This window comes from Burkholderia sp. KL41, assembly GCF_057005415.2.
In genome coordinates, this window is sequence record NZ_CM174446.1 from 1,574,854 (window position 1) to 1,599,920 (window position 25,067).

Genomic DNA, 25,067 nt, shown 5'->3' on the forward strand with positions numbered 1-25,067 from the left:
CGTGAATACGGAAATCGATGCCACCCGTCCCGCGCTCGGCGCCGCCGGCCTGCTGGGCCGCCTGCGTGCGCTGCTGGGCGCGGGGCCGGCCGGCGGCCGCGCCGGCACGGTGAGCCGGCTCGCGATCGACGGCTTGCCCGACGCGTGGACACAGCTGGAAGCCGGCGGCCTGTACGCGATCTACGCGGCCGGCGGCACGCCGGCCTGCGATGCGCTCGTGTGGGAGAGCGCGCGGCAGGCGCGCACGCGCGACGTGACGGTCGTGCTCGCGCGCGACGCGGCGCACGTTGCCGAGCAGATGCGGGCGCGCGGCTTCGCGGACGGCGCGCATCCGGCCGGCTGGCCGCGCAACCTGAACGTGCTGGCGATGCCGCCCGCGGCCGAGCCGGCCGGCGGTGACGGCACAGGCGCAGGCGCGGGCGCGGGCGCGACGGCCGACGCACCGCGTCGCGCGGCACCGGGCCCGTTCGCGCGGCTGACCGGCGGCCTGCGCGCGATGAAGCGTTACGGCTTTCGCGCACGCTCGCTGTATTTCGTCGAGGGCGCGCAGCGCTGGTTCAGCTGGGACGACCCGATCGCGCTCGCCGACGAGGCGCACGCTCTCGCCGACTGGTGCCGCACGCGGCGGATCGCGCTCGTGCTGCTGCTCGATCCCGAAGCGACCCGCGCGGACGACGCGGCACGCACCGACGATGCACCGCTCGTGCGCGATGCGGATCGCACGCCGCGCAGCGGTTTCCACGGTATCTGCTCGGGCGTCGCGCAGTTGCAGCGCACCCATGGCGAGCTGCTGTGGATCGTCGATTTCTGGCGCGCGGGCGATACGCTCGCGGCCGGCGAGGTACGGCCGCTGCGTTTCGCGCCGGGCGGCCGGCTGTCGGCGAGCATCGACGGCGGCGCGACCGAGCCGGCGAACCGGATGAAGCTCGCGAGCGACGAGGATCGCGTCGTCGTCAGCCGCGCGGTGCTCGACGGCACGAACCGCGCGCCGCAGGGCTGGGAAATCGTCGAGGACAACGCGGCCGTCGTTGCCGCCTGTGCGCATGCGCAGGCCGCGACCGCGGTGCTCGTGTTCCGTTCGCATGCGCAGCTCGAAGCGCTGTGCGCGGACGTGCACACGCTGCGCCGGCAGTGCGGCGGTGCGCTGAAGATCGCGGTCGTCGAGCGCGGCGAAGTGCTGCGCCAGCAGTTCGAGATGCTCGTGCTGAGCGTCGGCGCGAGCCGCGTCATCGCACGCGACCTGCCGGTATCGCGACTGCAGGGGGCCGTGCACGCACTGCGCGGCCAGCTCTATGCGCGGCCCGTCGCGGCCGACTATCGTGCGGCGCTCGCGGCCGCGCTCGGCGATTCGGTGCTCGGTTATCTGCCGGTCGGCGCGTTCTGCCTGCGGATTCGCGCGGTGCTCGATCGCGGCGCCGTGCTCGCGCTGCCGCACACGCTCGCGAAGATCGCGCTGCTGCCCGGCGTGTCGCACGTCGACGCGCTGCGGCATTGCCGCCCGCGCCGCGCGGGCGACGTCGTGACGGCCGATGCCGCGCACCTGTACGTGTTCCTGTTCGCGTGCGAACCGGCGGACGCGGAGGACGCGCTCGCGCGCATCTTCGACGTGCCGGTCGACACGCTGTCCGACCGCGTCGTGTGTCTCGGGCAGGGCAGCATCGATACCGAACTCAACGCGCTGAAGGCCGAGAACCGGCGCGCACCGATCGCCGACTACAGCGACTTGTTCGGGGCCGCGCAGCCGGCGGGCGCCAGTCGCGCCCCGCTCGCGCGCACCGGGCCCGGCGACGCGTTGCCCGACGCGAGCGAAGTGAGCGGTGCGATCGACGCGATCGATGCGATCGTCGCGCTCGAGGCGATCGGTGCGATGCCGGCGGCCGCGGCCGCCGACGCTTCGGCGCCGGAACCCGTCATACTCGCCGCGCGCAAGCGCAGCGCCATCCGCAGCGCGATGCCGCTGCGCAAGGAGGGGGTCGCATGATCGCCGAACTCGTCATCGGATTCATCGTCGGCATCGCGATCGCGGTGCCCGTGTGGATCGTCGCGCAGCATCTCGGCATCGGCCGCGGCTTTCATGCGCCGCGCGGGATCGACCGGCGTGACGCGGTGCCGTGCGAACTCGTGCCGGTCGCGCTGCGCGGGCGGCTGCTGCCCGACGCCGGTCGCGAGCGTGGCGAGCATGACGGCGAGGCGGCCCGATGAAGACGATCGCCATTACGTCGACGACCGGGGGCGCGGGCCGCACGACGCTCACGGCCGCGCTCGCGGTGCTGCTGGCGCGCCGCGGCCGGCCGGTCGTCGCCGTCGAATTCGATGCGCAGAACCTGATGGGCGCGACGCTCGGCCTCGACACGCTGGCCGAGCACGGCCTCGCGCAGAGCGTGCTCGGCGGCGCCGAGCCGTGGCATGCGCACACGTGGCGCAACGCCGATGGCGTGCTGTTCGTGCCTTACGGGCAGGTCGACGCGGCCGGCGCGGCCGCATGCGATGCGCGGCTCGCGGCGGATCCGGCGTGGCTGTCGCGCGCGCTCGACGAGATCGCGTTGCCGGCCGACGGCGTCGTGCTGATCGACACCGCGCGCTATCCGTCGACGCAGGCCGAGCAGGCGATTCGCCGCGCGGACCTGACGCTCGTCGTCGTGCCGCCCGAGCCGGCCGCCTGCGCGACGACGGCCGCGCGGCTCGGTGCGCTCGGGGCGGGCGGCGAACTGCACATCGTCGTGAACCGGCTGAATCCGGCGCGCGACATGCAGCGCGACGCGCTCGCGATGCTGCGTGCGGTCGCCGGGCCGGCGTCGATGCTCGAGCAGCGCATCCACGTCGATGCGGCCGTGCCCGAAGCGCTCGCGCGCGGCAGCTGGATCTTCGACGACGCACCGTATTCGCAGGCGTCGCACGACCTGAACGGCGTCGCGAACTGGGTCGATACCTGGCTGGCGGCACGCGCGGCCGTTCGCCGCGGAGCAGCGCGATGAACGCGCGCATCGCGCCGCGCCTGCGCGCATTCGGACGCCGCACGGCCGACTGGATCGCGCGCGGCATCGGCTTGCCCGCGCAACGCACGCTGGTCGACTGGCTCGTGCGGCTGTTCTTCCACGCCCCGCCGCCCGGCCGGCCCGATCACGTGCGCCGCTGGGTGCGTGTCGCGTCGCTGCGGCTCGCGCAGGAGTGGGGCGTGCTGCAGCCGCTCAGCCCGCGCGAATGGCTGTGGCGCGCGATCGTGCGGGCGCCGCGCACGGCCGACGGCCGTCCCGCGCGCGATCCGCTCGCCTGGTTCGACAAGTACGTCGTGCCCGTCTACGTGGCCGGGCGCGCGGTCGGCCGGCGCATCAACGCGTTGCTCGAGCGTCTGCCATGGGTGCGCTGGGGCGGCTGGCTCGATGCGCGCGCGAACGGCGTCGGCCGGCGCCGCTGGCTCGCGCCGCTGCTGCTGGTGGCCGGCGCACTGCTGTGGGCCGCGGCCGGCATGTCGCCGCTGATGCCCGGCGCGCAGTTCGCGTTCTTCGCGATCGTCGCGGTGCTGGCGCTCACGCTGCGCCGCCTGCCGGGCCATCTGCCGACGCTCGCGCTCGCGTCGCTCGCGCTGCTCGCGACGGTGCGCTACGTGTGGTGGCGCACCACGCAGACGCTCGATTTCCGCGGCCCCGTCGAGGCCGTCGCGGGTTACCTGCTTTACGGCGCGGAAGCCTATACGTGGATGATCCTGCTGCTCGGCTTCGTGCAGACGGCCTGGCCGCTCGACCGGCCGATCGTGCCGCTGCCCGACGATCCCGACACCTGGCCGACCGTCGACATCTACATCCCGACCTACAACGAGCCGCTGTCGGTCGTGAAGCCGACGGTATTCGCCGCGCAGAGCATCGACTGGCCGAGCGCGAAGCTGCGCGTGTACCTGCTCGACGACGGCCGGCGCCCCGAGTTCGCGGCGTTCGCGGCCGAGGCCGGCATCGACTACCTGACGCGCGACGACAACCGCCACGCGAAGGCCGGCAACATCAACCGCGCGCTGCCGAAGACGCACGGCGAATACATCGCGATCTTCGACTGCGATCACGTGCCGACGCGCTCGTTCCTGCAGACGACGATGGGCGTGTTCCTGCGCGACCCGAAGTGCGCGCTGGTGCAGACGCCGCACCATTTCTTCTCGCCCGATCCGTTCGAGCGCAACCTCGGCACGTTCCGCGAGATCCCGAACGAGGGCAACCTGTTCTACGGCCTGGTGCAGTCGGGCAACGACCTGTGGAACGCGACGTTCTTCTGCGGCTCGTGCGCGGTGCTCAAGCGCAGCGCGCTGGAAGAGGTGGGCGGCGTCGCGGTCGAGACCGTGACCGAGGATGCGCACACGGCGCTCAAGCTGCACCGGCGCGGCTATACGTCGGCGTACCTGCCGACCGTGCAGGCGGCCGGCCTCGCGACCGAAAGCCTCGCGGGCCACGTGAAGCAGCGCACGCGCTGGGCGCGCGGGATGGCGCAGATCTTCCGCATCGACAACCCGTTCCTCGGGCGCGGGCTCGGCCTGATCCAGCGGATCTGCTACGGCAACGCGATGCTGCATTTCTTCTACGGGATTCCGCGGCTCGTGTTCCTGACGATCCCGATCGCGTACCTGTTCTTCCACCTGTACTTCATCAACGCGTCGTCGCTCGCGCTCGCGAGTTACGTGATCCCGTACCTGGTGCTCGCGAACGTCGCGAACTCGCGGATGCAGGGGCGCTACCGCCATTCGTTCTGGGCCGAGGTCTACGAGTCGGTGCTCGCGTGGTACATCGCGCTGCCGACCACCGTTGCGTTCTTCAGCCCGAAGCACGGCAAGTTCAACGTGACCGACAAGGGCGGCAAGATCGACGAAGGCTACGTCGACTGGTCGACGTCGAAGCCGTATCTCGTGCTGTTCGGGCTGAACGTGCTTGCGATTCTCGCGGGCATCTGGCGGCTCGTGGCCGACCAGGGCGACGAGGCGTCGACGATCCTGATCACGCTCGGCTGGACCGTGTACAACCTCGCGATGCTCGGCGCCGCGCTGGCCGTCGCGCGCGAGACCAAGCAGGTGCGCGTCACGCACCGGATCGCGATGCGCGTGCCGGCCACGCTGCTGCTCGCCGACGGCTCGACGGCCGCATGCTTCACGAGCGACTACTCGACCGGCGGCCTGGGCCTCGAAGCGGTGCCGGGGCTCCCGGTCGCCGTCGGCGACACGCTGACGGTGTGCGTGACACGCGGCGACCGGCCGTTCCCGTTCCCGGTGCGCGTGAGCCGCGTGACGCCGACCCATGTCGGCGTGAGCTTCGAGGAACTGACGCTCGAACAGGAGCGCCAGCTCGTGCAATGCACGTTCGGGCGCGCGGACGCATGGCTCGACTGGCACGAAGGCCAGCGCGTCGACACGCCGCTCGGCGGGCTGAAGGAAGTGCTGCGCATCGGCCTGGACGGCTATGTACGGATGTGGAAGGGTGCGGCGCGCGGCCTGCAGGCCATGCTGGCGCCGAAACTCGATCGGGCGCGCGACTGACGCGGCGCTCATCATGGAGTGGGTTAGATGACGTTCTGGAATCTGTATTTCATCCTGAAGTTCGCGCTGTTCGCGACCGGACACCTGCAGCCGTTCTGGCTCGCGAACCTCGCGTTCGCGGTGGCGCTCGCGGCGAGCGCGCCGATCCGGCGGCGTGCGTGGCGCATCGTCCGGCAGGTCGTCGCGATCGCGATCGCGGTGCCGCTGCTCGCGCGTGAGCTGCATGCGCCGCCGCTTGCCCGTCTCGCCGAGGCCGCGCAGGAAGTCAGCACGTTCCGCCTCGACTACTGGATGGAGCTGCTGCCGCGCCTGCTGCCGCCCGTGCTGGTGCTGACGGTGGCCGGCGTGCTGATCGTCTACTTCATCGTCAACCGCTGGCTGCGCGTCGCGACCTTCGTACTGGCCGTGCTGGTCGTGATGCCGCTGTGGCAGGCCGGCAGCGGGCTGATGGCGCGCGTCGTCGCACCGCTTCCGCAGCAGGCGAACGCGGCGGGCACGACGCTCGCCGGCCAGCCCGAGGATCACAACGCCGCGCTCGCGACGTTCCGCACGCAGGAGTCGCAGCGACAGGTCGCGTTCGGCCACCTCGGCAGCGATCCGGCCGCACAGTTCGACGTGATCGTGCTGCACATCTGCTCGCTGTCGTGGGACGACCTCGATGCCGCGAAGGCGCGCAACCATCCGATGCTGAGCCATTTCGACTACCTGTTCTCGAACTTCAGCACGGCCGCGAGCTACAGCGGCCCGGCGGCGATCCGCGTGCTGCGTGCGAGCTGCGGGCAGGAAGCGCACGCCGACCTGTACAAACCCGCGCCGCAGCAGTGCCACCTGTTCTCGCAACTGGCGAGCGCCGGTTACTCGGTGCAGTCGCTGCTGAACCACGACGGCCACTTCGACAATTTCCTGCAGGTGATCCACGACAACATCGGCGTGGCCGACGCGCCGATGATCTCGAACGCGGCCGCGCCCGTTGCGATGCACGCGTTCGACGGCTCGGCGATCAAGGACGACTACACGACGCTCGCGAACTGGTATGCGCAGCGCGCGTCGGTGCAAGGCCCGGTCGCGCTGTACTACAACACGATCAGCCTGCATGACGGCAACCGGATCGTCGGCAGCTCGCTGACGAGCATCGACTCGTATCCGCAGCGCGTGACGAAGATGATGGACGACTTCGACCGCCTCGCCGACCTGATCGCGCAATCGGGCCGCCGTGCGGTGATCGTGTTCGTGCCCGAGCACGGCGCCGCGCTGCGCGGCGACAAGTACCAGGTCGCGGGCCTGCGCGAGATCCCGACGCCGCGGATCGTGCACGGGCCGGTGGGCGTGCGGCTCGTCGGCTTTGCCGGCAATCACGGCGCGACGACCGTGATCGACCAGCCGACCAGCTTCCTCGCGCTCGCGCAACTGCTGTCGAACCTCGTGTCGAACAGCCCGTTCAAGCCGGGCACGACGCTCGCGCAATACGCGGCCGACCTGCCGCGCACGCGGATGGTCGGCGAGAACGAGGGCACGGTGACGATGCAGACGGCCGAGGGTTACTCGGTGAAGACTCCGGATGGCGTATGGATCGACGAACAGTAATGCTGCACGGTGACGGCGACGACGATCGCCTGTCGCAACCGAACGACGTGCTCGGCCTCGCACGGCATCTGCCCGCGCTCGATCCCGGGCGTTATGTCGACGAGCAGGCGCGCCGTGCGTTCATCGAATCGCTCGACCGCTGGCCGACACTGGCGAAGCTGATGGGATTGAAACCGTCGACGTAACACGGACGGGACGACGGCCGGCATGCGTGCCGGCCATCGGTTGCCTGCGGGCGATCCTGCCTGTTGTGCCTGTTGTGCCTGTTGTGCCTATTACGCCTTGCGTTCCGGCTGGCGCGTCCATTCGTTTTCTTCGCCCGGCACCTTGCCGAAGGTCTGATCGGCCCACGCGGCGCGGGCCGCGTCGATCTTCGCGCGCGCGCTCGACACGAAATTCCATTCGATGAAACGCTCGCCCGGCAGGTGCGCACCGCCGAGCAGCATCACGCGTGCGCCGCTTGCGCTGGCGAGCGCCACGGTCGCGCCGGGTTCGAGCACGGCCATCGTCGCGGGGGCGAGCGGCGTGCCGTCGATGGCGAGGTCGCCGTCGACCAGGTACACGCCGCGTTCCTCATGTTCGGCATCGAGCGCGAGCGTGCCGCCTGCCGCGAATTCCGCATACGCATAAAGCGTCGGCGAGAACACGGCGACCGGCGACGCGAGCCCGAACGCGGTACCCGCGATCACGCGCACGGTCGTGCCGTCACGCGTGAACGACGGCAGCGTGTCGGCCGGATGATGGACGAACGCGGGCGCGGTGTCTTCATGCTCGACCGGCAGCGCGACCCAGGTCTGGATCCCGTGCACCGGCTGCTCGCGCGGCCGCTCTTCGTCGGGCGAGCGCTCCGAATGCACGATGCCGCGGCCGGCCGTCATCCAGTTCACGTCGCCCGGCACGATCTTCTGCCGGAAGCCGAGGCTGTCGTGATGCATCAGCGAGCCGTCGAACAGGTAGGTGACGGTCGCCAGGCCGATGTGCGGATGCGGCAGCACGTCGATGCCGCGGCCGGCCGGCAGCACGGCCGGCCCCATCTCGTCGAAGAAGATGAACGGGCCGACGAGGCGTGCGGCGCGCGCGGGCAGCACGCGGCGCACGACGAGGTTGCCGATGTCGCTTTCGCGCGGCGTGAGCAGGGTCTTGATCGAGGCGGACATGGTGGGGATTCTCGTGGTCGGTGCGGGGCGCGTCAGGCGATCGCCGTATCGATGGTGATCGGATGCGAGAGGATCTTGTGCACCGGGCACGCGTTCGCGATCTGCAGCAGGCGTTCGCGCTGTTCGCCGGACAGGTCGCCGTCGAGCATGATGCGGCGCACGATCGTGCTGCCCGCGCTGCCCGATTCGTGCGCGAGCTTCACGTGCACTTCGGCGAGCGGCCAGCCCTTGCGTTGCGCATACATCTTCAGCGTGATCGCGGTGCATGCGCCGAGGCTCGACAGCAGCAGCGCGACGGGCGTCGGCGCGGTGTCGCCGCCGCCGAGCGGCGTGGGCTCGTCGGCGCGCCACTGGTGGACGCCGTCGGTGAAGTGGACGAGGTAATCGACGGCGCCGATGCTTGCTTCGACGGACAGTTCGCTCATTGCGGTTCCATAAGGAGAAAAGGGGGAGGCGGCGGCTTGGCCGGGCTTCAGGGTTCGAGCAGGCGCTGCAGGCGCAGTTCCTCGAAATCGAGTTCCGATTCGATCCGGTGCAGCACCGTGTCGTCGACCTTGCCGTCGCGATGCAGGTCGAGCAGCGCGCGGCGCGACACGCCGACGAGGTCGAGTTCGACGCGCAGCATGCGCGCCCGCACGTTGGCCGGTTCGGTGCCATGACGATGCGCGCGTTCGTTGAAGGTCACGCGGTTCCGGTATTCGGCGAGCAGGCGGTCGAGCGAAGGGCGTTCGAGGCTCGAGCCGCGCTGCTCGAGCGCATCGAGTTCGGCGAGCGCCGCGCCGAACGTATGCGCGCGCACGGCATGCTCGGACATCGTGTGCCGCGCGGCCGGGCGCAGCTTCAGTACGCGGATCAGCGGCGCGAGCGTGCCGCCCTGCACGACGAGCGTCGCGATGATCAGCAGGAACGTGCTGAACAGGATCAGGTCGCGGCCGGGGAAGGTGGCCGGCAGTGCGATCGCGGCCGCGAGGCTCACGACACCGCGCATGCCCGACCAGCCGAGCACGACGGCTTCGCGCCACGACCACGGAGCGTGGCCGGCGCGCGGCGCGCGCAGGCGGCCCGGCAGCCACATCGCGACGAACACCCATACGACGCGCGCGCCGATCGCGGCGGCGGTGGCGGGCAGCGCGACGCGCAGGCCGGCCATCAGCACCGCGCCTTCGTGGTTCACGCGTGCGAGGATCGCGTGCAGCGCGAGGCCGATCAGGATGAACACGAGCGCGTCGAGCACGAACACGATCGCTTCCCAGGTCGCCTTCGCCTTGATCCGCATGTCGGCGTCGAACACGCGATGCTGGCGCACGCCGAGCACGAGGCCGCAGGTCACCACCGACAGCACGCCCGAGCCGTCGACGGCTTCCGCGATCCCGTAGCTGCCCCACGCCATCGCGAAGGTCACGACGATGCCGAGCATCGGGTCGCGCAGGCGCGGCAGCACCCAGCACATCGCATGGCCGCACGCGAGGCCGACCGCGATGCCGATCAGCGTCAGCGAGAAGAACAGGCCGGTGGCGCTGGCGGCCGTGATCGATACCGCCAGCGCGGCCGACACGGCCATCTGGTACAGCAGCAGGCCCGACGCATCGTTGACGAGGCTCTCGCCTTCGAGCACCGCGACGAGCCGCGCGGGCAGCGGGTGGCGCTGCAGGATCGCCTTCGCGGCAACCGCGTCGGGTGGCGACACGATCGCGCCGAGCGTGAAGCAGGCGGCCCACGGCAGCGCCGGGTTCACGGCATGCACGGCGAGCGCGACCGCGACGGTGGTGAACACCACCGCGCCGAGCGCGAGCGACGCGATCGATGCGAGCTCCTGCCGGAATTCCTTCCACGCGGTGTAGAACCCGCTCGACATCAGCAGCGGCGGCAGCACGGCCACGAGCAGCAGCGCCGGGTCCATGTCGGGCACGCGCTTGCCGGCGACCGCGACCACGCAGCCGCCGAGCAGCAGCACGACGGCCGGCGGAATCGAGATGCGTTCGGCGAGCCACGTGAGCGCGCCCGCGCCGCAGATCAACAGCAGCAGGTAATGAAACAGTTCGACGTTGGTCATGAGCCTGGCGTCACGACGGCTTGCGGTCGTTGGCGGCGCCGCCCGGCAGCGTACCGAACATGTGCTGGCCGCATTGTGCGTCGCGCCATGCGGTATTGAGCCGGTAGCCGGACAGCATCCGGCGCGCGAGCGGGAGGATCTGTTCGCCGGCCAGCATGCCGAGCAGGCCGAGGAGCGCGATGATCGGCGGCGCCGGCGAATTCACGCCGAGCGCGCCGTAGATGACACCGGCGAGGATGCCGGCGAACAGCGACAGAAAATACGGTTTCATGATGAAAACCTCTCGTGATAGGCTGATCGGGCGCGAAGGCGGTGCCTTCAATGTGCTGGAAGCGTATCGGGTTTACGTGCGGAAAAAAAGGGCGGACAGCCCTCGGAGCCCCCCTCTTTCGGAATTCGATCGATTCCATTTCTTGGATGTTCGAGCCGCGACTTTTCCGATTAAATGGCTGCAACCGGAACACGCCAATCCGGGGCAACGCACAGCCGGCTCCTCCGCCATCCCGGTCGAGGCAAGCCTTGAATGTTTCCAGACCAAAGGATGATTCGCGCCATGAGCAACGCCAAGCTTGAAGTCCTCACTCCCCACAATAGCCAGATCATCTTCATCGACCAGCAGCCGCAGATGGCGTTCGGTGTGCAGTCGATCGATCGACAGACGCTGAAGAACAACGTCGTCGGGCTCGCCAAGGCCGCGAAGGCATTCAACATTCCCACCACGATCACGACGGTCGAAAGCGACAGCTTCTCGGGTTACACCTATCCCGAACTGCTCGACGTGTTTCCGAACCAGAAGACGCTCGAGCGCACGTCGATGAACTCGTGGGACGACCAGAAGGTGCGCGACGCGCTGGCCGCGAACGGCCGCAAGAAGGTGGTCGTGTCGGGCCTGTGGACGGAAGTCTGCAACACGACGTTCGCGCTTTGCGCAATGCTCGAAGGCGACTACGAGATCTACATGGTCGCCGATGCGTCGGGCGGCACGTCGAAGGACGCGCACGACTACGCGATGCAGCGGATGATCCAGGCCGGCGTCGTGCCGGTCACCTGGCAGCAGGTCGCGCTCGAATGGCAGCGCGACTGGGCGCGCCGCGACACCTACGACGCGGTGATGGCGATCGCGAAGGAACACTCGGGCGCGTACGGCATGGGCGTCGACTACGCATACACGATGGTCCACAAGGCAGCACAGCGCACCGCGACGCCGCACGAGTCGATTCCGGCCGTGCCGGCGAAGTAACCGGCCGCATGCGGCCGCCCGGTCAGACGGGCGGCAGCGCCCACGGCGCGTGCGACAGGTGTTCGACGAGAAAGTCGAGCAACGCCGTCACGCGCGCGGCGCGCAGCATGCCGGGCGGCGTGACGAGGTTGACGTTGATATCGGGAATTTTCCAGTCATGCATCACTTCCTCGAGCGCGCCGCTTTGCAACTCGTTCCACACCAGGAACGACGGCTGCAGCGCGAGGCCCTGGCCGGCGATCAGCGCGGGGCAGAGCACGTCGGCGTTGTTCGCGCGAATGCGCCCGCGCACCGGCACGCCGAATTCCTCGCCCGACGTCTTGTGGCGGAAGCGCCAGAATTCGGGCGTCGGGATGTTCGTGTAGGTCAGGCATACGTGCTGGTCGAGTTCGCTCGGATGAGTCGGCCGGCCGTGCCGGTCGAGATACGCGGGCGACGCGACGAGCGGCCGGCGCACAGCGCACAGGCGGCGCGCACGCAGCGACGAATCGTTCAGTTCGGCGATCCGGATCGCGACGTCGAAGCCGCCGGACACGATGTCGACGAAGTGGTCGGTCAGCACGAGGTCGACGTCGACGCGCGGATAGCGCTCGAGAAATGCGGGCAACAGCGGCGCGAGATTGCACAGGCCGTAGGACATCGGCGCGTTCACGCGCAAGAGGCCGTGCGGTTCGAGCGCATGCGCGGAGGCCTCGCCTTCGATCAGCTCGGCATCGGCGAGCAGCCGGATCGCGCGATCGCGCAGCAGCTCGCCGGTCGGCGTGAGCGACAGCTTGCGCGACGTGCGGTACAGCAGCATCGCACCGAGGCGCTTTTCGAGGCGGGCGATCGCTTTCGACACGGTCGGTTGCGATACGCCGAGCAGGTCGGCGGCCTTGGCGAACGAACCGGTCTCGGCGACGCGCGCGAAGATGGCCCAGGCTTCGAGGTCGGGAAGATGTTGCATGGCTGGAAGGCGTGGCAGGCAAGCGAAGCGGGTGGGGCGGCAGCGGATCGCGCCGCGAGCGCATGGCGCCCGTGCGGGCGGAAATGCGGGTCATTCTAATCCAGTCGTGAGGAGCGTATGGAATCGTATGTCGTTTCATTGGGTGCCGGCATGCTGGTCGGCGTCATGTACAGCGTGGTCAAGGTGCGCTCGCCCGCACCGCCGCTGATTGCCCTGGTCGGGCTGGCCGGCATGCTCGTCGGCGTCGCGGCCGTCGCGCCGGTCCGTCACTGGCTCGGTTTCTGACTGGATCGAGGACACATTGATGAACGCACCCGCCACTCAACCGGACCTGATCCTTCACAACGGAAGGTTCACGACCCTCGACCGCGCGAACCCCGTCGCGACCGCCGTCGCAATCAAGGACGGCCGCTTCGCCGCGGTCGGCCACGACGCGGACGTGATGCCGCTCGCGGGCCGCGCGACGAAGGTCGTCGATCTCGGGGGCCGCGCCGCGCTGCCGGGCCTGATCGACAACCACTGCCACGTGATTCGCGGCGGCCTGAACTACAACATGGAACTGCGCTGGGACGGCGTGCCGTCGCTCGCGCTTGCAATGGACATGCTCAAGCGGCAGGTGGCGATCACGCCCGCGCCGCAATGGGTGCGCGTGGTCGGCGGCTTCACCGAGCACCAGTTCGCCGAGAAGCGCCTGCCGACGATCGACGAACTCAACGCGGCCGCGCCCGATACGCCGGTGTTCATCCTGCACCTGTACGATCGCGCGCTGCTGAACGCGGCCGCGCTGCGCGTGGTCGGCTACACGAAGGACACGCCGGAGCCGCCGGGCGGCACGATCCTGCGCGATGCCGCGGGCAACCCGACCGGGCTGCTGCTCGCGAACCCGAACGCGACGATCCTGTACGCGACGCTCGCGAAGGGGCCGAAGCTGCCGTTCGAATACCAGTACAACTCGACGCGCCACTTCATGCGCGAACTGAACCGTCTCGGCGTGACCGGCGTGATCGACGCGGGCGGCGGTTCGCAGAACTATCCGGACGACTACGAGGTGATCCGCAAGCTGCACGACGCGGGCGAGATGACGATCCGGATCGCGTACAACCTGTTCACGCAGAAGCCGAACGCCGAGAAGGAAGACTTCGTGAACTGGACCAAGAGCACGAAGTATCACGACGGCACCGACTACTTCCGCAACAACGGCGCGGGCGAAATGCTGGTGTTCTCGGCGGCCGATTTCGAGGACTTCCGCGTCGCGCGTCCGGACCTGCCCGCGCAGATGGAGGACGATCTCGAGGGCGTCGTGCGCGTGCTCGCGCAGAACCGCTGGCCGTGGCGCATGCATGCGACGTATGACGAAACGATCAGCCGCGCGCTCGACGTGTTCGAGAAGGTGAACAAGGACATCCCGCTCGAAGGGCTGAACTGGTTCTTCGATCACGCGGAAACCATCACCGAAAAATCGATGGATCGTATCGCGGCGCTCGGCGGCGGCATCGCGGTGCAGCACCGGATGGCGTACCAGGGCGAATACTTCGTCGAGCGCTACGGCGCGCAGGCGGCCGAAGCGACGCCGCCGGTCGCGAAGATGCTGTCGAAGGGCCTCAAGGTGTCGGCCGGCACCGACGCGACGCGCGTGGCGTCGTACAACCCGTGGGTGTCGCTGTCGTGGCTCGTGACGGGCAAGACGATCGGTGGCTTGCGCATGTATCCGCAGCGCAACCTGCTCGATCGCGAGACCGCGCTGCGCATGTGGACCGAATACGTGACGTGGTTCTCGAACGAGGTCGGCAAGAAAGGGCGGATCGCGGTCGGGCAACTGGCCGACGTGGTCGTGCCGGATCGCGACTTCTTCGCGTGCGCGGAGGACGACATCGCGGGCACGACCGCGTTGCTGACGGTGGTCGGCGGCCGGATCGTGTGGGGCGCGGGCCCGTTCGCGTCGCATGACGCGCCGATTCCGCCCGCGATGCCGGACTGGTCGCCGGTGCGCGAGTACGGCGGGTACGGCGGCTGGGGCGCGACGCAGCGCAGCGGCGCACCGTTGCAACGCGCGGCGGCGGCGGCCGCGATGTGCGGCTGCGCGAATGCGTGCAACGTGCACCAGCATGCGCACGCGAGCGCGTGGGGCAGCACATTGCCGACGTCGGACGCGAAGGGCTTCTGGGGCGCGTTCGGCTGTTCCTGCTGGGCGGTCTGACATGGCGACGACAACCGGCCGGTACAGCCCCGCGTGGATCCGTGCGCTGCTCGCGCAGCCGTGGATCGGTGCGCTGGTTCGACTTGCACTCGTGTCCGCCTTTCTGATCGGCGGGATCAACAAGGCGATGCACTTCGACGCAGCAATCGCGGAGCAGGCGCATTTCGGTTTGCATCCGCCCGCGTTGTGGGCTGCACTGGCGGTCGTCGTCGAGATCGGCGGTTCGCTGTGCATCGTGTTTCGCCGCTTCACGTGGCTCGGCGCCGGCGGCCTCGGCATGCTGACGCTCGTCGCGATGGCGGTGGCGAACGACTTCTGGAACCAGACGGGTGCCGCGCGTTTCATGGCGCTCAACAGCTTTTTCGAGCATCTCGGGCTGATCGCGGCGCTCGTGCTCGCGACGCGGCTCGCCGATGCGACGTATCCGGCCGGCAACGGCCGTGCCACTCGATGACGATCAACAACAAGGACATCCAGTCATGAAAACGATTCGTTCCGCCTTGCTCGCGCTGGCGATCGCCGCCGGCCTCGTCGCGGCGCCGGCCGTGTACGCGAAGCCGCCCGTCCTGCCGGCGGCCACGCCGACGCTCGCCGTCGGGCCGCAATACGACACGACGCACGTGTACGTGGCGCCGGAGGATTTCGATCGCTTCACCGACAGCTTCGTCGCGACGTTCGGCGGCAGCAAGTCGAAGCAGGGCGTGTTCCAGGTCACGCCGACACCGAGCCAGACGATGTCGCAGCTCGTGTTCACGCCGGCCGGCACGATCTCGGTGTTCGGCTTCAAGACGCCGACTCCCTGGCCGTTCGGCGCGGAGCGCACGGGTTATCTCGTCACCGACATGGACGCAGCGATGAAGGTGGCGCGCGAGCACGGCGCGGAAGTGATCGTCGACACGTTCCCCGATCCGATCGGCCGCGATGCGGTGATCGCGTGGACGGGCGGCGTGAAGATGCAGCTCTACTGGCACACGCAGGCGCCGAAGTACGACGCACTGCAGACGATCCCCGAGAATCGCGTGTACGTGTCGCCGCAGAGCGTGCGCAAGTTCGTGCACGACTTCGTCAAGTTCTCGAACGGCAAGGTGGTGTCCGACGATCTGAAGGCGCCCGGCGTCGAGATCGGCCGCCCGAACGACACCTATCGCCGCATTCGCATCACGTCGGGCTTCGGCAAGATGACGGTGCTCGTGACGGACGGCCACCTGCCTTATCCGTACGGGCACGAGACGACGGGCTACGAGGTGCCCGACCTGGCCGCAACGCTGGAGAAAGCCCGGGCGGCCGGCGTCGACGTGCTCGTGCCGCCGTACACGGCGGACGGGCGCGACGCGGCGCTGGTCCGGTTCCCCGGCGGTTATGTCGCCGAAATCCACGCGGGTGCGGCGCGATGAAGTACGAGGATACGATCCTTGCCGCGGTGGCCGGCTTCGTCGACACGCTGAGCTTCGTCGCGCTGTTCGGGCTGTTCACCGCGCACGTGACCGGCAACTTCGTGCTGATCGGCGCGGGGGCCGCGGGGTTCGGCCAGGGCGTCCTGCTGAAGCTGAGCGTGTTTCCCGCGTTCGTGTGCGGTGTCGTCGCGAGCAGCCTGATCGCACGCGCGTTTTCCGGGCGGCCCGCGTGGCAGGGCACGCGGGCGCTGCATGCGGTCCAGGCCGTGCTGCTGCTCGGCTTCTGCGCGGCCGGCGTGTGGGCGTCGCCCGTCACGCAATCCGACAGCCTGCCGGTGCTGCTGGCCGGCATCGTCGGCACGTTCGCGATGGGCATCCAGAACGCGCATCCGCGCGTGATCGCGCGCGCCGGCGTGCCGAACACGGTGATGACCGGCAACGTCACGCAGGCGATTCTCGACGTCGTCGACCTGCTGTCCGCCGGCACGCCCGACAGCGTGCGCACGGCGGCACGCGCGCGCTTCGCGAAGATGTGGCCGGCGATCGTCGCGTTCGCGTTCGGCGCGATGGCCGGCGCGCTGGGCTTTCGCTATCTCGGGTTCTGGGCGCTGCTGGCTCCGGCCGTCGCGCTTGCGGGACTGGCGGCCTGCGCGGGGATGTCCGCCGGTACCGCCGCGCGGGAGCATGCGTGATCGGGCGGCGCGGCGGGCTGCGCGGCGACCCTGACCGGCGAGCGGGCCGCGCGGATCCACGCGAGCGTGAACGAACGGCTGCGGCGGGCGGGCAACTTCGAGCGATGCCGCGAGCCGGTCGCCTCGACCGGGTTGCCCGCGCGTCGCTCGTCGCGGGGCTGCTGCTCGCGGGTACCGATGCGGCTCGAGCGGATGCGGAGACCGCACCGGCCGCCGCCGACGGCGCACCCGCCGCGACCTGCACGGCCAAGCGGCCGACCGTGCTGTTCAACCGCTGGCAGGAGGACTGGTCGGTGCTCGCGAATCCGTGCGTGCCGCGCGCACCGCTCGACGGCTTGAAATACATCCCGCTCGGCAACGATCCGGCCTCCTATCTGTCGCTCGGCGTGAACCTGCGCGAGCGCCTCGAGACCAACGACGCGCCGCTGTTCGGCATTGGCTCCGCGCAATCGGATACGTACCTGATCCAGCGTGTCGAGGTGCATGCCGACGCGCATCTCGGCCAGCACTGGCAGTTCTTCGTGCAGTTGCAGGACGACCGCGCATTCGGCAAGAACACGATCTCGCCGGTCGACAGGAACCCGCTCGATCTCGAGCAGGCGTTCGCGACCTACACGGGCGCGCTCGGCGGCGGGACGTTCAAGTTCCGCGTCGGCCGGCAGGAAATGGCGTTCGACCTGCAGCGCTTCATCGCCGCGCGCGACGGCCCGAACGTGCGGCAGGCGTTCGATGCGGTGTGGGCCGACTACGAGTACCGGAAGTGGCGCTTCATCGCGTATGCGACGCAGCCGGTGCAGAACCGCACCGTGTCCGCGTTCGACGACGTGTCGAACCGCGACCTCACGTTCAGCGGCGTGCGCTTCGAGCGGCAGTCGGTCGGGCCTGGCGACCTGTCGGGCTACTGGTCGCGCTACAACCGCAGCAGCGCGCGCTTTCTCGATGCGAGCGGCGCGGAGCGCCGTGACGTGTGGGACCTGCGTTACACCGGCACGCACGGCCGCTTCGACTGGGATCTCGAAACGATGCTGCAGACGGGCACGGTCGGCAGCAGCACGATCCGCGCGTGGGCGGTCGGCTCGATCGCCGGCTACCGGCTCGACGCGCCGTGGTCGCCGCGCATCGCGCTGCAGGTCGATGCGGCGTCGGGCGACCGGCATCCGCACGACGGCCGTGTCGAGACCTTCAATCCGCTGTTTCCGAACGGCTATTACTTCACGCTCGCCGGCTTCACCGGGTATTCGAACCTGATCCACGTGAAGCCGTCGGTGACGCTGAAGCCGTCGCCGAACCTGTCGCTGCTCGGTGCGCTCGGTTTCCAGTGGCGCGAGACGACCGGCGATGCCGTCTACCAGCAGGGCAACGCGGTGGTGCCGGGCACGGCAGGCAAGGGCGGGTTGTGGACCGGGATGTACGTGCAGCTGCGTGCCGACTGGACGATCGCCGCGAACCTGATCGGCGCGGTCGAGGCCGTGCATTTCCAGGTCGGCGATGCGATCCGCGAGGCGGGCGGGCACAACGCCGACTATGTCGGGGTCGAGCTGAAGTACGGCTGGTGACGCGCGCGTACCGATGAAAAAAGGGCGGCCGGGAGGCCGCCCTTCGTGCGTTCGGGCCGGCGATGACACCGGCCCGCCTGTCGCGATGCCGTTACAGGTTCGGCGACAGTTGCAGCGCGTTCGTCAGGTCGCCCATCGGCTGCCCGCCGTTGGCCTTCAGCGCGTCGTCGCGCTGTTGCAGGCCGGCGAGGCGCGGCAGCGAGAAGCGGCGCGTGATGAAGCGCAGGATCGACGCGGTGTCGTACTGCGTGTGGTCGACGAAACCCTTCTTCGAGAACGGCGACACGATCAGCGCCGGAATGCGCGTGCCCGGGCCCCAGCGGTCGCCCTTCGGCGGCGACACGTGATCCCAGAAGCCGCCGTTTTCGTCGTACGTGACGACCACGACCATGTTCTTCCACTGCGGGCTCGCCTGCAGGTGCGCGAGCACGTTCGCGATGTGCTGGTCGCCGCTCGCGACGTCCGTGTAACCCGGGTGCTCGTTCAGGTTGCCCTGCGGCTTGTAGAACGCGACCTGCGGCAGCGTGCCCGCGTCGATCGCCTTGATGAACTCGCTGCCGTCGGTGCCGCCGTCGAGCAAGTGCTGCGCGCGGCTCGTGCTGCCCGGTGCCTGGTTCGCGTAGTAGTTGAACGGCTGGTGGTGCGGCTGGAAGTTCGGCGCCGTCATGTTCGGGCCGTAGATCACGTTCGCCGTGCCGCTTTGCGCGGCCTGCAGTGCCTGGTTCCACGCACCGCCGTACCACGCCCACGACACGCCCGCGTTGGTCAGCAGGTCGCCGATGTTCTGTTGCGACTGCGGCGGCAGCGTCGTCGCGGCCGACGGGTCGGCGAGGTTCGGATCGCCGCCCGAAGCCGCCTTGTTGCCGCTCGGCTGGTACGGCGGCTGCATCGTGTTGATCGCGTAGAAGTCCGGCGTCAGGTTGCCCGAGTTCACGAACTTCGGCGCGCCGTCGAGCGCGGAAGCAGGCGAGTTGCTCGCGAGCTGCAGCGACTTGCCGTCGGCGGCGACGGCCGAGATCGAAGCGGCGGCCGGGCTCTTGTTCGCGTTCGCGTAGAACGGCGCGCACGCACAGATCAGGTACTGGTGGTTCAGGAACGAGCCGCCGAACGCGCCCATGAAGAAGTTGTCGGCCAGCGTGAACTGCTGCGCGATCTTCCACAGCGGCAGCTTCGTCGCGTCGGGCGTGTAGTGGCCCATCACGAGGCCGCCCGAGTCGGCCCATGCGGCGAACATGTCGTTCTTGCCGCCGTTGATCTGCATCTGGTTCTCGTAGAAGCGGTGATACAGGTCGCGCGTCGTCACGCTCATCGGCGTGTTGAAGCCGTTCGGGTCGTCGATCGCGAACGGCGCGTTCGGCAGGTTGGCCGTCATCGCCTCGGTCACGGCCGGCGTCACGCCCTTCGCGGTCAGGCCGCCCCAGGCCTTCGGCAGCGTCGCGAGCGGCTGGCCGTTGCGGTCCTTCTGCTGCGCGCTGGCCGCGGTCACGTTCTGCAGGCCGTTCGCGCCGGGGAAGTTGCCGTACAGGTTGTCGAAGCTGCGGTTTTCCGCGTAGATCACGACGACGTTCTTGACCGTCGACAGGCCCTGCTGCTGCACGTCGTCGCCGCCGCAGGCGGTGAGGGCGGCGGCCGCGGCAACGGCGATCGGTGTAAAGCGAATCCAGGCGTGGTTTTTCATCCGTTGTACTCTCTATCTCTCTCTTGTCGCGTGGGGAACCGGCGCATCCGTGCACCGCCGGTTCGCGAGGTGACCGTGGCATGTCCGGCTGCACGCATTTTGAGGGTGCGATTTGACAGGCGGGTGTAGGCGTCCTTTCGATTGGCTGTCGACGAGTCGTCATGCAACGGTCATGCGGCTGACATAAACTCCGGCCGCTCCTGAACCTACTTTCCGACGAATCGATGAAGCCTCGCCAACCGACAGCCGGCGCGTTCGCGCGTTCGTGGCTGCATTTCACCGGCGCATTCGCGCTGGCCGCCACGCTCGTCACCGTTGCCGGCTGTGACGGACAGCCCGGTGCCGGTACGCCGTCCGCGCAGGCCGCGAGCGTGGCGAGCGCGCCGGGCGGCGCACACCCGGTTGCGTCCGCAACGGTTGCCGCGAGCGGCGCCGTGGTCGCGACGAACCAGCCGCAGACGCGGGCACAAGTTTACGAAGGCGTGCGCCGGATGACGGCGCTCGGCAAGCAACTTTTCTTCGACCCTACGCTGTCAGGTTCCGGCAAGCTCGCGTGCGCGTCGTGTCACAGCCCCGATCACGCATTCGGGCCGCCCAATGCGCTGGACGTGCAGTTAGGCGGCGACGACATGAAGCATCCGGGCTTTCGTGCGGTGCCGTCGCTCAAGTACCTGCAGGGCGTGCCGCAGTTCACCGAGCACTTCCACGATTCCGACGACGAAGGCGACGAGAGCGTCGATGCCGGCCCGACGGGCGGCCTCACGTGGGACGGCCGCGTCGACACGGGCGCCGAGCAGGCGCGTATTCCGCTCACGTCGCCGTTCGAGATGAACAGCTCGCCGGCGAAGGTCGCGCAGGCCGTGAAGGCCGCGCCGTACGCGGAGGAGTTCCGCGCGGTGTTCGGCGTGAAGGTGCTCGACGACGATGCGGCCACGTTCAAGGCCGTGCTGCGCGCGCTCGAAACGTTCGAGCAGACGCCCGAGCTGTTTTCGCCGTACACGAGCAAGTACGACGCGTATCTCGCGGGCCAGGCGCAGCTCACGCCGGCCGAAATGCGTGGCCTGCAGTTGTTCAACGACGAGAAGAAGGGCAACTGCGCGAGCTGCCACATCAGCCAGCGCGCACTCGACGGCACGCCGCCGCAGTTCAGCGATTTCGGGCTGATCGCGATCGCGGTGCCGCGCAATCGCGCGCTGCCGGTCAATCGCGACCCGCGTTTCCACGACCTCGGCGCGTGCGGCCCCGAGCGTACCGACCTGAAGGGCCGCGACGAATTCTGCGGGCTGTTCCGCACGCCGTCGCTGCGCAACGTCGCGCTGCGCAAGACGTTCTTCCACAACGGCGTGTATCACACGCTCGAGGACGTGATGCGCTTCTACGTCGAGCGCGACATTCATCCGGAGAAGTTCTATCCGGTCGTGCACGGCAAGGTGCAGATCTATGACGATCTGCCGAAACGCTACTGGCCGAACATCAACCGCGAGGCGCCGTTCGACCGCAAGCGCGGCGAGCAGCCGGCGCTGAACGCGGCCGAGATCAAGGACGTGATCGCCTTCCTCGGCACGCTGACTGACGGATATCGGCAAACGGCCGCGCCGGCCGGCCACTAGAAGGCGGTGCGGACGGCACGCATGCTATCCTCGCTCGCTGACAGGCGCGGTGTGCGTGCCGGAGGGCCGGCCCCCGGTTCGCCGGCATGCACACCGCGCCGTTCGATCGAACATCCAAGGAGAACAACATGTCGATGCGTGCATCCCTTTCCGTCGTCACGCGCGTGCTGGCCGGCGCCGCATGCGCAGCCGCGATGCTGCCCGCCCATGCGCAGAACAACCTGAACTTCCTGAACGACACGCCGATCAGCTATTTCAGCAAGGCCGACCGTGCGTCGCTCACGAAGGCGGTTGTGCAAGCACGCGATGAAGGCAAGGACGGCGAGGCCACGACGTGGCAGAGCAGCGGCCGCGGCACGCAGATCGATGCGAAGCTCACGCCGACCACGACCGAGACGGACGGCAAGACCTGCCGCGAAATCGCCACCGAAATCACCGCGAAGGGCCAGACGATGACGCTCAAGCCCGTCTATTGCAAGACCGACGCGGGCAAGTGGCAGTTGCAGAAGCGCTGAGCACGCGTGTGATGAAGCGGGGCGACGCGCCGCGCACGGTGTCGTGCGGCGTCGTGATCCTCGATGCGGCCGGCCGCGTGTTCCTCGCGCACGCGACGGACACCACGCACTGGGATATCCCGAAGGGGCAGGGCGAGCCGGGTGAATCGCCGGCCGACGCCGCGCTGCGCGAACTGCTCGAGGAAACCGGCATCGCGCTGGCGCCGGCCCGGTTGCTCGATCTCGGCCGCTTCGCGTACCGGCACGACAAGGATCTGCACCTGTTCGCGGTGCAGGTGGCCGAAGGCGAGATCGATCCCGCGCAGTGCACGTGCACGTCGCTGTTTCCGAGCCGTCGCGACGGCTCGATGATTCCCGAGATGGATGCGTATCGCTGGACCGTGCCGGCCGACATCGACGCGTATGCGAGCCGCAGCCTCGCGCGGCTGTTTCGCACGAAGCTGTCGCTGGTGGATCTGCATCGGCGGTTGACCGGCGCGTAACCCCGGCATGCAATAAAAAAACCGGCGCAAGCCGGTTTTTTCATGGTTTGTCGCGATTCGCGGCCGGCGAGTCAGGTCAGCCATCGATCGGTGTCGCGATGCTGGTCGAGGCCGATTGCTTCGAACTCGTCGAACGCGTCGCCCTTGGCGACGCCGAGATGGCGAAGCGCTTCGTTGATCGCATGGTCCGACACGACGAGCGGGCCGCTTGCGCGGCCATCCGCGAAGCGCGCATGCGCCTGGGTGCCGCTGCCGCCGAAGAATTCGGCTTCGACATAGGCCAGTGCAGCGTGCGCGCTCAGCTGTTCACACAGCGACAGAAGTGCCGGCGGCAGCACCGTGTGGCCCCCGTCGGTCAACGGACAGAACGGGATGGCGTGAGCGTTCCGGAACGCGGTGTCGAACGGGACCATGTCGATGTCGCCGCGCAGGCGGACGACGCGCAGCCCCCGCGGCAGCGGCGCCGACGCAAATGCGCCGGATCTGGCGACGATGGCCTGCAGCGAATAGGGCATGGCGACGGTTCCTGACGTGGCATTCGGGGCAGGCTGCCCCGGCGAGCGGCCGGTCGGGCTGCGCATCGGCGCAGCCGTTGTCGTGCATGACGAACGGGTCAGGCGCGGGCGACCGGCGCCGCGCCTGTCCGATCCGTCAGGCCGGCTTGCCCCAGCTGTCGCGCAGCCCGACGATCCGGTTGAACACGGGCTTGCCCGGCTTCGAATCGACACGATCGGCCACGAAGTAGCCGTGGCGCTCGAACTGCACGCGCGTTTCCGGCGCGATGTCGCTGTTGCCCGGCTCGACGTATGCCTGGACGATCTTCTTCGAATCGGGATTCAGCGCCTCGAGGAAGTTCGCGCCGCCCGCGTCCGGATGCGGCTCCTTGAACAGGCGGTCGTAGATCCGCACTTCGGCCGGCTGCGCATGTTTCGCGCTGACCCAGTGGATGTTGCCCTTGACCTTGTAGTTGTTCGCGCCTTCGGTGCCCGACTTGCTGTCCGGGAAGTAGTTGCAGTGCACGGCCGTCACGTTGCCGTCGGCGTCCTTGTCGAAGCCCGTGCACTCGATCACGTAGCCGTAGCGTAGGCGCACCTTGTTGCCCGGGAACAGGCGGAAATAGCCCTTCGGCGGGTTCTCGACGAAATCCTCGCGCTCGATCCACAGCTCGCGCGAGATCGGGAACGTGCGCACGCCACGATCCGGATGGTGCGGATGCACGGGCGCCGTGCACGCTTCCTCGAGGTCTTCCGGGTAGTTGTCGATCACGAGCTTCAGCGGATCGAGCACGGCGACCGTGCGCGCGGCCTTGTCGTCGAGGTCGTCGCGCAGCGCGCCTTCGAAGATGCTCATGTCGATCCACGAATCGATCTTCGTCACGCCGATCCGCTCGCAGAACAGGTGAATGCTCTCCGGCGTGAAGCCGCGGCGGCGCACGCCGACGATCGTCGGCATCCGCGGGTCGTCCCAGCCGTCGACGTGGCCTTCGGTGACGAGCTGCAGCAGCTTGCGCTTGCTGGTGATCGCGTACGTGAGGTTCAGCCGCGAGAATTCGATCTGTTGCGGCAGCGGGCGCGTGAACATGCCGGCTTCCGCGAGTTCGTTCAGCACCCAGTCGTACAGCGGGCGGTGATCCTCGAATTCGAGCGTGCACAGCGAATGCGTGATGCCTTCGAGCGCATCCGAGATGCAGTGCGTGTAGTCGTACATCGGGTACACGCACCACGCGTCGCCGGTGCGGTAGTGGTGCGCGTAGCGGATCCGGTAGATCACCGGGTCGCGCATGTTCATGTTCGGCGAAGCCATGTCGATCTTCGCGCGCAGCACGTGCTCGCCTTCCTTGAACTCGCCGGCCTTCATGCGGCGGAACAGGTCGAGGTTTTCTTCCGGCGTGCGGTCGCGGAACGGCGACGGCTTGCCGCCTTCGGTCAGCGAGCCGCGGTTCGCGCGCATTTCTTCCGCGCTCTGGCTGTCGACGTATGCCTTGCCGCGCTGGATCAGCAGCTCGGCGAACTCGTACAGCTTGTCGTAGTAGTCGCTCGCGAAGTACTGGTGATCGACCGCGTCCTTGCGCCAGTCGAAGCCGAGCCAGCGCACCGCGTCGACGATCGAGTCGACGTACTCGACGCTTTCCTTTTCCGGGTTCGTATCGTCGAAGCGCAGGTGGCACACGCCGCCGTAGTCGCGTGCGACGCTGAAGTTCAGGCAGATGCTCTTGGCATGGCCGATGTGCAGGTAGCCGTTCGGCTCGGGCGGGAAGCGTGTTTCGACGCGGCCGCCCCATTTGCCGGTGCGGTTGTCGTCGTCGATGATGTTGCGGATGAAATTGGAAGCCGCGGGGGCGTCGTTGCGTTCGGTGCTCATGCGGATGGCGTCAGGTTGTGTCGGCGCGTCGCGCCGGTTTAATCCCGTGATTCTACCTGACCGGGGTCCGTCCCGCGCGGCTGGCGGCGCGGC

Annotated in this window: 25 protein-coding genes; 17 read left to right on the top strand and 8 right to left on the bottom strand. The window is 68.8% G+C overall.

The window, feature by feature from the left end; genetic code table 11:
* Position 1 precedes the first annotated feature (1 nt).
* The 6 genes from bcsE to PQB87_RS07425 are packed head-to-tail and all read left to right on the top strand — an operon-like array spanning position 2 to position 7,278.
* Entirely contained in the window at positions 2-1,981 is a 1,980-nt protein-coding gene (gene bcsE, locus PQB87_RS07400) for a cellulose biosynthesis protein BcsE (RefSeq protein ID WP_489242769.1), read from the top strand.
* Positions 1,978-2,202: a hypothetical protein gene (locus PQB87_RS07405; protein ID WP_059682212.1), complete on the top strand. Its 225-nt coding sequence runs from the start codon at positions 1,978-1,980 to the stop codon at positions 2,200-2,202. The genes bcsE and PQB87_RS07405 overlap by 4 nt, the downstream gene beginning before the upstream one ends.
* Complete coding sequence (bcsQ, locus tag PQB87_RS07410) at positions 2,199-2,975, top strand: cellulose biosynthesis protein BcsQ (protein ID WP_021164403.1); 777 nt, start codon at positions 2,199-2,201, stop codon at positions 2,973-2,975. Before PQB87_RS07405 ends, bcsQ begins: the two co-directional genes overlap by 4 nt.
* On the top strand, positions 2,972-5,509 hold the full coding sequence (gene bcsA, locus PQB87_RS07415) for a UDP-forming cellulose synthase catalytic subunit (RefSeq protein ID WP_301861906.1): 2,538 nt from the start codon (positions 2,972-2,974) through the stop codon (positions 5,507-5,509). Before bcsQ ends, bcsA begins: the two co-directional genes overlap by 4 nt.
* A gap of 27 nt (positions 5,510-5,536) precedes the next feature.
* Positions 5,537-7,093: a cellulose biosynthesis protein BcsG gene (gene bcsG / locus PQB87_RS07420; protein WP_124475692.1), complete on the top strand. Its 1,557-nt coding sequence runs from the start codon at positions 5,537-5,539 to the stop codon at positions 7,091-7,093.
* Positions 7,075-7,278 carry a hypothetical protein gene (locus tag PQB87_RS07425; protein WP_027787773.1) on the top strand — a complete coding sequence of 68 codons (204 nt, stop codon included), beginning with the start codon at positions 7,075-7,077 and terminating at the stop codon, positions 7,276-7,278. Before bcsG ends, PQB87_RS07425 begins: the two co-directional genes overlap by 19 nt.
* A 90-nt stretch (positions 7,279-7,368) precedes the next feature.
* On the opposite strand, the gene PQB87_RS07430 is transcribed toward PQB87_RS07425, so the two are convergent.
* The 4 genes from PQB87_RS07430 to PQB87_RS07445 are packed head-to-tail and all read right to left on the bottom strand — an operon-like array spanning position 7,369 to position 10,574.
* Positions 7,369-8,250, bottom strand: a complete 882-nt coding sequence (locus PQB87_RS07430; protein ID WP_489242770.1) for a pirin family protein — start codon at positions 8,248-8,250, stop codon at positions 7,369-7,371.
* Positions 8,251-8,282: 32 nt separating this feature from the next.
* Entirely contained in the window at positions 8,283-8,675 is a 393-nt protein-coding gene (locus tag PQB87_RS07435) for an OsmC family protein (RefSeq protein WP_489242771.1), read from the bottom strand.
* Positions 8,676-8,722: 47 nt separating this feature from the next.
* Positions 8,723-10,303: a cation:proton antiporter gene (locus PQB87_RS07440; protein ID WP_111939763.1), complete on the bottom strand. Its 1,581-nt coding sequence runs from the start codon at positions 10,301-10,303 to the stop codon at positions 8,723-8,725.
* 10 nt (positions 10,304-10,313) lie between these two features.
* The gene (locus PQB87_RS07445; RefSeq protein ID WP_059682222.1) at positions 10,314-10,574 is read right to left on the bottom strand and encodes a DUF1427 family protein; all 261 of its coding nucleotides are present in this window, start codon (positions 10,572-10,574) and stop codon (positions 10,314-10,316) included.
* On the opposite strand from PQB87_RS07445, the gene PQB87_RS07450 reads away from it, so the two are divergent.
* Positions 10,573-10,848, top strand: coding sequence for a hypothetical protein (locus tag PQB87_RS07450; RefSeq protein WP_146756298.1), 276 nt, complete (start codon positions 10,573-10,575; stop codon positions 10,846-10,848). The genes PQB87_RS07445 and PQB87_RS07450 overlap by 2 nt on opposite strands.
* An 8-nt stretch (positions 10,849-10,856) precedes the next feature.
* The gene (locus tag PQB87_RS07455) at positions 10,857-11,543 is read left to right on the top strand and encodes a hydrolase (protein WP_027787769.1); all 687 of its coding nucleotides are present in this window, start codon (positions 10,857-10,859) and stop codon (positions 11,541-11,543) included.
* Positions 11,544-11,565: 22 nt separating this feature from the next.
* On the opposite strand, the gene PQB87_RS07460 is transcribed toward PQB87_RS07455, so the two are convergent.
* Positions 11,566-12,489 carry a LysR family transcriptional regulator gene (locus PQB87_RS07460; RefSeq protein WP_059682226.1) on the bottom strand — a complete coding sequence of 308 codons (924 nt, stop codon included), beginning with the start codon at positions 12,487-12,489 and terminating at the stop codon, positions 11,566-11,568.
* A gap of 117 nt (positions 12,490-12,606) precedes the next feature.
* On the opposite strand from PQB87_RS07460, the gene PQB87_RS07465 reads away from it, so the two are divergent.
* From PQB87_RS07465 to PQB87_RS07490, 6 genes are all read left to right on the top strand, one after another.
* A complete protein-coding gene (locus tag PQB87_RS07465; RefSeq protein WP_060173866.1) occupies positions 12,607-12,774 on the top strand; it encodes a DUF1427 family protein in 168 nt (55 codons plus the stop codon).
* Between the two features lie 19 nt (positions 12,775-12,793).
* Positions 12,794-14,686: an amidohydrolase gene (locus tag PQB87_RS07470; protein WP_111939764.1), complete on the top strand. Its 1,893-nt coding sequence runs from the start codon at positions 12,794-12,796 to the stop codon at positions 14,684-14,686.
* Between the two features lies 1 nt (position 14,687).
* Complete coding sequence (locus tag PQB87_RS07475; RefSeq protein ID WP_060206430.1) at positions 14,688-15,140, top strand: DoxX family protein; 453 nt, start codon at positions 14,688-14,690, stop codon at positions 15,138-15,140.
* A gap of 25 nt (positions 15,141-15,165) precedes the next feature.
* Positions 15,166-16,080: a VOC family protein gene (locus PQB87_RS07480; protein WP_060061188.1), complete on the top strand. Its 915-nt coding sequence runs from the start codon at positions 15,166-15,168 to the stop codon at positions 16,078-16,080.
* Positions 16,077-16,772, top strand: a complete 696-nt coding sequence (locus PQB87_RS07485; RefSeq protein WP_489242772.1) for a YoaK family protein — start codon at positions 16,077-16,079, stop codon at positions 16,770-16,772. The genes PQB87_RS07480 and PQB87_RS07485 overlap by 4 nt, the downstream gene beginning before the upstream one ends.
* Before the next feature lie 104 nt (positions 16,773-16,876).
* The gene (locus PQB87_RS07490; RefSeq protein ID WP_489242773.1) at positions 16,877-18,328 is read left to right on the top strand and encodes an alginate export family protein; all 1,452 of its coding nucleotides are present in this window, start codon (positions 16,877-16,879) and stop codon (positions 18,326-18,328) included.
* Positions 18,329-18,419: 91 nt separating this feature from the next.
* Here PQB87_RS07490 and PQB87_RS07495 read toward each other — a convergent pair whose 3' ends face one another.
* Entirely contained in the window at positions 18,420-20,006 is a 1,587-nt protein-coding gene (locus PQB87_RS07495) for an acid phosphatase (RefSeq protein ID WP_059687263.1), read from the bottom strand.
* Positions 20,007-20,230: 224 nt separating this feature from the next.
* Here PQB87_RS07495 and PQB87_RS07500 point away from each other — a divergent pair, with 224 nt between their 5' ends.
* The 3 genes from PQB87_RS07500 (at position 20,231) to PQB87_RS07510 (ending at position 22,613) form a co-directional block, all read left to right on the top strand.
* Entirely contained in the window at positions 20,231-21,616 is a 1,386-nt protein-coding gene (locus tag PQB87_RS07500) for a cytochrome-c peroxidase (protein ID WP_060061191.1), read from the top strand.
* Positions 21,617-21,744: 128 nt separating this feature from the next.
* Complete coding sequence (locus PQB87_RS07505) at positions 21,745-22,131, top strand: hypothetical protein (protein WP_021160818.1); 387 nt, start codon at positions 21,745-21,747, stop codon at positions 22,129-22,131.
* Between the two features lie 11 nt (positions 22,132-22,142).
* On the top strand, positions 22,143-22,613 hold the full coding sequence (locus PQB87_RS07510) for an NUDIX domain-containing protein (RefSeq protein ID WP_027787759.1): 471 nt from the start codon (positions 22,143-22,145) through the stop codon (positions 22,611-22,613).
* Positions 22,614-22,684: 71 nt separating this feature from the next.
* Here the strand turns inward: PQB87_RS07510 and PQB87_RS07515 are convergent, their stop codons facing one another.
* Together PQB87_RS07515 and PQB87_RS07520 are read right to left on the bottom strand one after the other, a co-directional pair.
* Positions 22,685-23,194, bottom strand: coding sequence for a hypothetical protein (locus tag PQB87_RS07515; protein WP_502291550.1), 510 nt, complete (start codon positions 23,192-23,194; stop codon positions 22,685-22,687).
* Positions 23,195-23,264: 70 nt separating this feature from the next.
* Complete coding sequence (locus PQB87_RS07520; RefSeq protein ID WP_027787758.1) at positions 23,265-24,974, bottom strand: glutamine--tRNA ligase/YqeY domain fusion protein; 1,710 nt, start codon at positions 24,972-24,974, stop codon at positions 23,265-23,267.
* Positions 24,975-25,067 lie beyond the last annotated feature (93 nt).